This is a genomic window from Prevotella sp. P5-64 (assembly GCF_002251285.1).
Lineage (GTDB): Bacteria > Bacteroidota > Bacteroidia > Bacteroidales > Bacteroidaceae > Prevotella.
Window position 1 is genome coordinate 1 of the sequence record NZ_NPJK01000057.1, and the last position, 8,540, is coordinate 8,540.

An 8,540-nucleotide genomic window follows, 5' to 3' on the forward strand; every position below is an offset into this window, starting at 1 on the left:
CAAAACTTGAGGGCAAACGTGTCGGGCTGGTCCGCATGGATAGCGGTTTCTTTGCGAAGGAAATACTTGACTATCTGGAAATGAAAGGGTTACACTATATCATTGCCTGCCGTTTCAACAATCGTATAAAGTACAGTCTCACCCATGAACGCAAATGGATAGAGCTAACAGACGGATTGGAAATATCCGAAACCATCTATCAGGCAAACGGTTGGGAGAAGCCTAGACGCATTGTGATGGTCAGGCAAGAAATAGACAAGCGCCCCAAAGCTGCAGGAAAGCAAATCAAGCAACTGGAGCTTTTTGAGGATGAGCAGGATTTCGGAAAATACCGATACAGCTGCTTTGTAACAGACCTTGACCTGCCGGCCAAGATTGTATATGACTCATATCGCGGAAGAGCGGATTCTGAGAATAGGATAAAAGAATTGAAGAATGATTTCTCCATCGATGACTTTGTCACAAATAACTTCTGGGCAACAGAGGCATGTGGGAATTTCATTGTTATGGCATATAACTTTATGTCGTTGTTCAGACATGCGCTGATCAATTCCAACAAGAAGAAATTTCTGAAGACTATCCGATACGAGTTGATATCGACGCCAGCCTATCTGGGAAAAACAAAAGACAAGCACATCCTATATTTGGCTAGATCACTAAAAACACGACAATCATTCTTATCTATATGGGAAAAATTAAAGGATTTCTCTTTGCCGTACGACACAGAGAAATCCTAATGACCGATTTGGGTTTATTGAAAAAGTTGTCTTTTTTATAAAACAACCCTATTTTGCCACAATTTCATTTCATCATGCATTATTTTAACAACCTCTTTTAGAGGCTTTACATCACTTTTTTTATTCGTTCTTTCTGCTAATTCATGAAGAAATACAAACATAGAATTAAATTTATTAGAAACTTCCCATTGCCCAGAAGGATGAGTAAGACATGCCGTTGGTATATTATTAATCCGGCCAACCTGTGCTTTGATGTTTGAAAATACTTTAGAGTACTCTATTTTTTGCCCTTCTTGAGATTTCTCTAATTGTGCAAATGCATTTATACCTAACAAGATGATCCGTTTGGGGCGAATTATACCTATTAGTTCGAGAGTGCTTTTTATACCTATTTCCATTAACTCTTTCCTGAGATCGTTGTTGCCATTTTTTGACTCAAATGGAGAGAGATTTGTCCAAACTGTTTCCTTGTCATTATCTATGCTCTCATCATGACAAAAATCATCAAATCCCAAAAAGAATCTTGCTCCTTGATTATATTTCCAGTCAATCTTTCCCTCTTTAGTAAATCGTTCTGACCAATAAGGATTTCCTGCAAGATACTCTTCTGTCGTCTTCTTACTTGACCCTTCCCCAAGATTCCCTTTTGGATTTATTCCTATAAGCATGAGGTCAACCTCACCATCTATACAATTTAATGGGGACTGTGTATAATATGATGTATTATACTTTTCTGACAATTTGTTGAATTCTGGGACATACTTTTCAGCCCATTTTACAATTTCTTCTTGAATGTTCATAACTTCATCGGGATTATAATTAGAATACATCTGTTTGGTAGAGTTGTTTCACAGTTATCTCATCTTTATCTAACTGGTAGAGGCCAGAAGGCAAATCATCTTGGATTACCTCTCGCTCATAATAATCCATATCCTCATCTACTAAGACTTTTTTATAATAATTCTGCTCGTCTTGTTCAATTCTACCAGTAAAACATTGGGGAATCTCAAAAGACTCGCCATCATTTACTTCTATATGATAAGCTTCCAGGCCTTGCTGTCCTAAAAGCTCTTCCTCATTGGTATCATTATAGTCAAGACCAAAATCTTCACAAATACTTTCTATGGTTGGCATTATTAATACAAACATAACAATAAAAATTAAAAGTTAATCATTTTACAATATTTCTCTTGCTATCCATGCACAAGCTTCTGCATCTGCCAATGCATGGTGATGATCCTCTAAGCAATAGTCACAGGCAGCAGCTACAGTTTGAAGCTGGTGGTTTTCTAAATCAGGGAGTACTCGCCGTGAGACACAAAGGGTGTCATAGAACTCATAGTCTGGATAGTCCATCTGATAGACGCGGAACACTGCCTTCAGACAACCTTCGTCAAAAGGCTTGTTATGAGCAACGAGTGGCAAGTTCTCTATCAGAGGCTCTATCTGAGCCCATACTTTTGGAAAAACTGGTGCATCGTCAGTATCTTCATGGCAGAGACCATGAACCTGTGAGCACCAATAGTTATAATAGTTCGGTTCTGGTTGGATGAGAGAGTAGAACGAATCTACTATCTCACCATTTCGTACAATGACGATACCAACAGAACAAACCGAAGAACGCTCGTTGTTAGCTGTCTCAAAATCTATTGCTGCAAAATCCTTCATTTCGGGTCATCTTTGTATTTGTTCCACATTCTTTTTATCTTACCGGCAATCTCCTTGCGGAGCCAGTAGGGTTCAAGTACCTCCATGTCTTCTCCATTCCAAAGCAGTTCCTGCTGGAAGTCGAACTCTGGACGGAGATTAAAGGTGAATATGCTGTATTCTTCATTACGTTCAATCTCTTCCTGCGACTCGTGCATCTTCAAATCACGGATGTAGTTGGCTTGTCCTGCTGATACTTTCAGTTTGACTGGTTGTACCTTCACAGACTGTTCAGCAATGATTCCAAAGCAGCCGTCAAAGAAATCCTCTGCCGTCCAGTTCTTTGGCATTTCAAAAGTCTCGTCTGTTGCATGAAGATATTTGATACGATCAAGGGAATAGATGCGTGGCCCCTGCTCGTAATAATAAGAATATGTGCTGCGAGCCACCAAGTACCAACGCTGGCGGAACAGCTTCACGCAATAGGGTTGCACGTCGAAATTGTTCTCTTCGTCCTTCCAGTAGCTGTGATAGGTGATGTTCAGGATACGATTTTCCTTCATAGCCTCAATGATGGGCTGAAGGTAGTTCTGGCCAGACGGCACGTATTCCAGAATGATGCGGTCTTTGATGCTCTGACTGTTGGCTAAGGCATTGCTCACACAGAAAGTATTATATAACCATGAACGGAGTCCGTTCTTACTGATATCCTCTTCGTTTTCGATGTAATAACGGTATTCGCCTCGGTTTTCGTTGACTATGTTGATGCCGAACATATCCCAGATGACATAACGCCAGTTGTCGAAGGTGCGCTTGGGAATATCGACCCCTCTGCTGATGTCATCTCGCAGCCACAGCTCGTTCAGTTCCTTGAACGAGATTTTACGTCTGCGATAGATAGTTTCTATCACCCAGACATATTTGCTTATTAGGCTTTGCCCTCTATCGTTATTAATCATATTTTATGTTTTTTCTGCAAAATTACTCTAAGGGTACGGCAAGCCGTGGCAGAGGTTGGAGAAAAAGTAGATTTTGTTAAAAATTCATCTACATTCAACCTTTAGGGACATCTAAAGCTCGGAATTGTTCTTGAAGGTTCGTTATCTTTTCCATCAACTCGCCGAAAGTCAGAGGTTGCCCATAAATGAAGCTCTCCTTCATTTCGTTATAGTCAGCTTCGTAAGAGGACATCAGTTCGTCACTTGGTACAATCTGAATAGTGGCAGGTAGCTCTTTGTCGTAATCCACATAACCAACATGATAGAACTTGCGACGATGTTCCACAATCTCATGATAGAGCACCAAATCATTAAGAGCCATTTCTGCGTATGGGGTTTGCATCAGTCTCTCCAAGTCGTAGAAGTGACGTGTCATTCTATGCGTTCTCGGTTCGTCCTTCTGGAACTCTTCACACAAGAGGAAAGCTTTTTCCAAGAAAGTCCTGGCGGGACTGACAGTGCGGATTGTCTGGACAAGGTCGGAATCCACATCTTCATCCTTGAAGGTCTGTTCTATAAGTGATGAAATTCTTCTCATCTCGTAAGGCTCGGACATTGACAACACGCTAATCTCTACTTTAACCGTTGGTATTGCGTATGCGGCTTGGCTATCGTAGAGTGAAGGATATTGAACATAAAGAACAGATGGGTCTTTATCGTGTGGAACCTTTTGGGGCTCACCATTTTCATTGGATATGTCATTGTCTGTGAGAACTGTTACTTCAAGCCCCATTTCGACAAGTTTCGCCGATAACTCGTCTTTGAACTCGCCATACAAGAAGTCCTGTCCTTTCTCTCGAAGATTATGTATTTGCGTATTACTGGTACAGCTTGCACAAGAGAGTTGCTTGACGTTCAGAAAATAGTCACGGCTCAATGCTAAATCAATATCTTCACTGAATCGGTTGATGATATCCCAGCCTTTACTGAGACTCGTACCACCTTTGAATAACAGATATTCTGATACACTGGAGTGAAAAAGGGCATACAACACTGCCGTTACCCACCAGTCCTTCTCGGCAGCAGCTTCATCAATTTGCCGTGCCTCGACCACACCTTGTATCATCGCCTTTCGCTCGTCGAGCGAGAAATCAATCCATTTACTCATTTTATTCCTTTCTTTATAACTTGTCGCATCCATACAGGAGCCAACAACAAATCATATTCTATGGTGTCAGTCTCAGGAGTTTCCGAGAACAGTTGTCTAATCCTCGCTTCAACATCCTGAGTGATGTTATGCTCACCAATGCTGCGTAATGCTTGTACCAATTCTGGCATCAAACGTCCGCGGAATGCAAAGTTCTTAGGTGCCCCATGCTTCAGAGTCACTGTTCGATTCCCTAATTTCATTTTTCGCCCAGACCCAGTAGTCAGAAAAATAGTGTTCATGGGTACTTGTGTTGAGAATCCTAAGCGATTAGCAGCAGTGGCTCCCGTAGGTATAACTTTTGCCTTATCTCGTTTGGTAATCTCTTTCACTAATTCGTAAGCCGAAGGATAAAGGATGCCAAAACGTGTTTTACGTGCCTTGACATACACGCCTTTGGCTATTCGTGTAATCAATCCTTCTTTCTCAAAGATGGCGAGCAGTTTTGTGACGTACTCGACATCATATTGGGGAAAAGAAGAAACAAAGAATATCTCGCCAAACTTACTGCGAGTAATCCTTTTTCTAATCTGTTGTACTACTGCATTCTCCATCGATTTTGTATATAAATTATGGTCGGAATGATAATAAATATTTCCGACCGCAAAGATACAAAATTTCTTTTATACAGCACTACTTTAAGTGTTGAAATTAAGTTTCATTGGCAAATTATAGCGTTTTTCTTGCTGTATAGATGGCATTCCTATATAAATAATGTGTCGCTTTTTACATTAGGGGCAATATTGCCAGAAAAGACGACTTCAAGAATAAAATACCATGACTTAATCAATTTATTGCACACTTGCGGGCCATTTGGTTCAAAAAAGTTAAAAACGTTAAATGTTCGTCTTTTCCCCAATCTTTAGAATCTAGACAATCACTTTTCTATCGTTTAAAGTACAAGTAATTGATATAATGCGATTTACAAATACAAGTGTGACTTTATTATCGAAAAGCTGAAAAGGCTTCTTAATTCAATTGTTTCTTTAGAAGACATTTTTGATAGAGCCCGTATTCCCATTCTGCTGATATATGATTTTAGTGTTTTAATAATCTCGTTTTCGCTGATTTTTGAAAACAGATTTCTAGGTCGCCTTCTTTCGAAGGACAAACTATTTAATTGAATTTCTCATAGTGGAAATGATAGTCGCCTTTGTCAGGCTCGTCTATCACGATGTTCCCAGTATCAGGCTGGAACTTGAAGTTGCGGATGCTATCCTGCTCGATGTCTCTCATTACATCCGGGAACATACGCTTGATGAAGTCGGCACGGACACGTCCCGTATAGTCTTTCTTGCTGCCCAGTCTCTCGGCTATATTCCAAACAAAGTGCCGTAGGTCAAGGGTGGTAAGAGTGGACTTCAATCTGATTGGCACAGGAATATGCCGCCAGTCATCGGCCCACTTCCTGATTGCATCACAGAGTTTTTCCAATTCCTCATTGTCATAGATATATGGCGACATGGTATGGGTCACATATTCTATAATGGCATCAATGGTATTCTGTCGCCTCTGTTCCTGCTCACGCTGATATTCCTTACAGCGTTGGGCATATAGGTCGGGCTGTTCTGAACTCGTCTCTATTGTATCGGTTGCCTCCTTTGTCGGTTCTACTGAATCGGAAATCTCAATGATAGGTTCTTGCAGTTCCTCTGGCAAGGGTTCTTGTGCAGATTCTGTTTGAGGTAGAACTTCTGCCAGATATTCATGAACCTGTTCAATGCTCATATTGTCCATTGAATCTTCTGTGACTGCTTCCGTTTCTTGGTTGGTAAGAAGGGTGGTTCCTTCGCGTTGACCGTTCTGCAATCTAAGTGGCACTTCTGCCAATACGGACTGGAACAGATAATAGACTGTCCACAGTAATCCGCTGGAGATTACAAAGGTTACGAACTTGGCAAAGTTGTCTTGTCCGAAATCGTTGCCCACCTTCAATGACACGAAGAGGGAAATGGTGAGAATGACCAAACCAGGGCATCCCCACACAAGGCAAAAGTCTCTTACAGCCATGCTTTTCGTTTTACATTTTACGTTGTTCATCTTTCTTTCCTTTCTATATTTATTGATTTGACTTATCAGAATTGTCGGTATCATCCACAACTCATCTGAGCGATTTGTAACGCAAAGTTACTCCGATTATTCCCGACTGCTCAAAATCTTCCGAAAAATCCGCTTCGTTTTTACATTAGTTTAGAAATTGGTCCTACCGAGTATGAAAAAAGAACCAATAATCATACTATAAAATATTGATGGACATGACGAAAGGGAAAAGAAAAAGGGAGAAGCAATGCCCCTCCCCATACAGGCACATTAATAATATGTGTCCTATAGAACTGTAGGTCATTATTGCCCTACGACTTTCAACTGCGGAGTGATCTTTGGCTTCAACGTAATACGGTTGACGCTCTCTCGCTTGCTCTCATCTGCCATAGTCGCATAGATCTGTGTGGTCGAAACGTTCTTGTGGCCCAACATGTGCTGAACGGTATAGACGCTTGTACCAGCATCCACCTGAAGCGAACCGAAAGTGTGGCGGCTGCAATGGAACGAGATTTTCTTAGTGATGCCAGCGGCTTTCAGCCAGTTCTTCAAGGGTGTCTGTGTCATCTTGTCTGCAAAGCCGACAAAGACGGGGCCAGTTCCTCGCTCACCAATCAGTTCCAAAGCCTCGTCACTGATGGGATTGTTTACCAGTTCCTTGGTTTTCTGCATACGAAGTGTGACATACATTCCACCGTCACCGTAGGGCTGTATGTTCTCCCATGTGAGCTGCTTAATATCACTCTTACGGAGTCCAGTAAGACAAGCAAAGAGAAAAGCGGTTTTTAAGACGGGATATTGGCATGGGGTGTTTGCCAACCTGACAAGCTCATCCTTCGACAGATGCTCTTTCTCCGTGGGGATGGTGTCAATGCGCTCCAAGAAGCCGTTGGGGTTCTCCATAATCTTGTGTTCTCTGTAGGCGGTATGAAGGACGGCACGGAAGGTTGACCAATAGCCTGCTACACTATTGATGTGAAGTTTGTGTTCCGTGTGGATGGTCTGCGGAGCAGTCAGCAGATACTCACGGAACTTGTTGCACAGGTCAACGCTTATTTCGTCAAATCGGCACTTGTTGTTGCAGAAACGGGCAAAGTGCTTATAGACGTGCTGCCACTTGCAGTTCTTCTTGTCTGCCTTCTGCTTGAAGTAGGCAAGGAAATCGCCCTTCATCTTTTCCTTGTCAAAGAAGTCGTACCTCTCATTGACTATGGACTCATAGCGACGGCAACGGAGGGCTTCTGCCTTCTCACGCATACGGTCGTTGTAGTCCTTCTCACGTTGTGACTTCGGCTTGGCATAGATGTAGATGCCGAGCGATTCATGGCGCACGACCTTCATGGTGGACTCGTCCCTGTAGCCGGGATAGTAGTCAAGGTAGAAGGATAGCTGTTCTCCGCCTTTGATTTTCCGTGTGCGGAGGCTCACGGTTTTGCAGATGTTACTCATACATATATATATTATTTGTTAATAATCTTGGTGGAGCGTTTCTCCACGGGTGCAAAGGAACTCAATGATGCAGTGCTGACTCCGATTATTCCCAATCATCACCGAATAATCCGTCAGTATGGTAGAAATTCAGAATCCTGCATCCATCATTCCCAACGATTTCCGTTCCTCCATCACTCTCTCCACATCAGGACGGAGCAAAAGATTAAGCCGTCCTACCTTTGTCTTCTCAATGTGCTTTACCTTGACGATGTGGCAGATGTTGGCTTTGGTCAGTCCATAGAGTTGCTGCACTTGCTCTACGGTATAATAGTTTTCGTTGGATAATAGGTCGGTACGTCGGAGCTCGTCAAAGTGACTTTGGGAATAGTAGGTCTGCCCATATTCTCGCTTACCCTAAAATCCGCAACTATCATCCAATACACGATTAAGGGTAGATTTATGAGTCGTTAGTAGCAGCTTTCAGTAAAAAGCAACAGCACAACATCAATATGTAGCCACCATCCCCTTACCCCACGATGC

General features: G+C 42.1%; 9 protein-coding genes and 1 pseudogene. 1 reads left to right on the forward strand and 9 read right to left on the reverse strand.

What is annotated here, in order from left to right; all coding sequences use genetic code 11:
* Nucleotides 1-737, forward strand: a 737-nt coding sequence (locus tag CIK87_RS10325) for a transposase (protein ID WP_144008070.1), incomplete at its 5' end; no start/stop codon positions are given.
* A 35-nt stretch (nucleotides 738-772) separates the two neighbouring features.
* On the opposite strand, the gene CIK87_RS10330 is transcribed toward CIK87_RS10325, so the two are convergent.
* The 9 genes and pseudogenes from CIK87_RS10330 to CIK87_RS10370 form a co-directional block, all read right to left on the reverse strand.
* On the reverse strand, nucleotides 773-1,537 hold the full coding sequence (locus CIK87_RS10330) for a hypothetical protein (RefSeq protein ID WP_144008185.1): 765 nt from the start codon (nucleotides 1,535-1,537) through the stop codon (nucleotides 773-775).
* Nucleotides 1,538-1,556: 19 nt separating this feature from the next.
* Nucleotides 1,557-1,886, reverse strand: a complete 330-nt coding sequence (locus tag CIK87_RS10335; RefSeq protein WP_094387106.1) for a hypothetical protein — start codon at nucleotides 1,884-1,886, stop codon at nucleotides 1,557-1,559.
* A 27-nt stretch (nucleotides 1,887-1,913) separates the two neighbouring features.
* Nucleotides 1,914-2,405, reverse strand: a complete 492-nt coding sequence (locus tag CIK87_RS10340; protein WP_094387107.1) for a 3'-5' exonuclease — start codon at nucleotides 2,403-2,405, stop codon at nucleotides 1,914-1,916.
* Nucleotides 2,402-3,343, reverse strand: a complete 942-nt coding sequence (locus CIK87_RS10345; protein WP_094387108.1) for a YafY family protein — start codon at nucleotides 3,341-3,343, stop codon at nucleotides 2,402-2,404. The genes CIK87_RS10340 and CIK87_RS10345 overlap by 4 nt, the downstream gene beginning before the upstream one ends.
* A gap of 94 nt (nucleotides 3,344-3,437) precedes the next feature.
* Nucleotides 3,438-4,490, reverse strand: coding sequence for a nucleotidyl transferase AbiEii/AbiGii toxin family protein (locus tag CIK87_RS10350; protein ID WP_094387112.1), 1,053 nt, complete (start codon nucleotides 4,488-4,490; stop codon nucleotides 3,438-3,440).
* Nucleotides 4,487-5,083: a DUF6088 family protein gene (locus CIK87_RS10355; RefSeq protein ID WP_094387109.1), complete on the reverse strand. Its 597-nt coding sequence runs from the start codon at nucleotides 5,081-5,083 to the stop codon at nucleotides 4,487-4,489. The genes CIK87_RS10350 and CIK87_RS10355 overlap by 4 nt, the downstream gene beginning before the upstream one ends.
* Nucleotides 5,084-5,645: 562 nt before the next feature.
* Nucleotides 5,646-6,569, reverse strand: coding sequence for a hypothetical protein (locus tag CIK87_RS10360; RefSeq protein ID WP_144008186.1), 924 nt, complete (start codon nucleotides 6,567-6,569; stop codon nucleotides 5,646-5,648).
* Between the two features lie 303 nt (nucleotides 6,570-6,872).
* Nucleotides 6,873-8,018: a site-specific integrase gene (locus CIK87_RS10365; RefSeq protein ID WP_094387111.1), complete on the reverse strand. Its 1,146-nt coding sequence runs from the start codon at nucleotides 8,016-8,018 to the stop codon at nucleotides 6,873-6,875.
* Between the two features lie 129 nt (nucleotides 8,019-8,147).
* Nucleotides 8,148-8,411: pseudogene (locus CIK87_RS10370) on the reverse strand (DNA-binding protein); the annotation flags it as partial.
* Between the last annotated feature and the right edge of the window lie 129 nt (nucleotides 8,412-8,540).

Coding starts and splice junctions, on each gene's coding strand:
- CIK87_RS10330 (WP_144008185.1), bottom strand. CDS start 1,537: ATGAACATTCAAGAAGAAATTGTAAAATGGGCTGAAAAGTATGTCCCA.
- CIK87_RS10335 (WP_094387106.1), bottom strand. CDS start 1,886: ATGTTTGTATTAATAATGCCAACCATAGAAAGTATTTGTGAAGATTTT.
- CIK87_RS10340 (WP_094387107.1), bottom strand. CDS start 2,405: ATGAAGGATTTTGCAGCAATAGATTTTGAGACAGCTAACAACGAGCGT.
- CIK87_RS10345 (WP_094387108.1), bottom strand. CDS start 3,343: ATGATTAATAACGATAGAGGGCAAAGCCTAATAAGCAAATATGTCTGG.
- CIK87_RS10350 (WP_094387112.1), bottom strand. CDS start 4,490: ATGAGTAAATGGATTGATTTCTCGCTCGACGAGCGAAAGGCGATGATA.
- CIK87_RS10355 (WP_094387109.1), bottom strand. CDS start 5,083: ATGGAGAATGCAGTAGTACAACAGATTAGAAAAAGGATTACTCGCAGT.
- CIK87_RS10360 (WP_144008186.1), bottom strand. CDS start 6,569: ATGAACAACGTAAAATGTAAAACGAAAAGCATGGCTGTAAGAGACTTT.
- CIK87_RS10365 (WP_094387111.1), bottom strand. CDS start 8,018: ATGAGTAACATCTGCAAAACCGTGAGCCTCCGCACACGGAAAATCAAA.